Genomic DNA, 890 nt, shown 5'->3' with positions numbered 1-890 from the left:
CAGGTGTGCTGTGCGGGGGCGTGCTGTGCGGAGGCGTGAGGCGCGGGGTCAGGCCTGGCGGGGGAGCGGCGTTGTGGCTCGGGCGGCTTTTTCGATCTTGTCGCGGATGGCGCCCATCTCTCGTCGGGTGTTGTTGTTGATATTGCTGGTCATCCATGCGTCGTCGACGGGTGCTTCCGGGCGCATGTGGAAGTCCTGGACCCAGCGCATCCTGGTGCCGGTACCCTCTGGTTCGTAGGTCCACTCGATATTCATGAACTCGAAAGGCCCTGTTTCAACGCGGTGCGCCTGGACGCGGTGTCTGTCCGGGTCCAGAGTCCGTTCCGAAACCCAGCTCCAGACGTTTCCGTTGGCATCCGGGTGCATGGTGAGCCGGAACCTGAAGGTCTTGTCGTGGTGTTCGAGAATTTCTACCGAGGCGTACTCCGTGAAGAGCTCCGGCCAGTTTTCGAGATCATTGGTTGTTTTCCAGACGAGATCGATGTCAGCGTCGATCCAGATCGAGTTGTCCGTGTGTGAGGCCATCATTCTCCATTCGGTTCACCAGGTGGGCGCAATGGTCCGCCCAGGCTCGTTCTGTTTTGTCAGGCGATGACCTGTCCGGCGGCGTTGATCGTGGCGAGGATCTGTTCGAGGGTGTAGCCGGTGGGCGGTTCCGCGGGCAGCTCGATCCCGAACGCGTCGAAGACGACGGTCTGCAGGTGCAGGTACGCCAGTGAATCGATCCCGACCTCGGCGAACGTGACGTCAAGGTGCGCCGGGCGGTCGTCGGGGGCGAGCACGGTCTGTTCGATGAGAAAGTCGAGCAGCCGGTCGGTGTTCCAGGCATGTTCCATGACGTTCTCTCCCTTGTGGTGGTGGCTGGGGGCGGCCGGCGGTCAGGGTCGGGG

At 62.5% G+C, this 890-nt stretch carries 2 protein-coding genes; both read right to left on the bottom strand.

The features are described 5' to 3' along the window. Positions 1-48 precede the first annotated feature (48 nt). Complete coding sequence (locus MJ785_RS05550) at positions 49-525, bottom strand: SRPBCC family protein (RefSeq protein WP_239380141.1); 477 nt, start codon at positions 523-525, stop codon at positions 49-51. 59 nt (positions 526-584) lie between these two features. Beyond that, entirely contained in the window at positions 585-836 is a 252-nt protein-coding gene (locus MJ785_RS05545) for a phosphopantetheine-binding protein (protein ID WP_239310368.1), read from the bottom strand. Positions 837-890 lie beyond the last annotated feature (54 nt).

The organism is Protofrankia sp. CiT1, assembly GCF_917627335.1.
Lineage (GTDB): Bacteria > Actinomycetota > Actinomycetes > Frankiales > Frankiaceae > Protofrankia.
The sequence above is the reverse complement of the archived record's forward strand: the minus strand, read 5'-3'. Positions and strand labels throughout refer to the sequence as shown.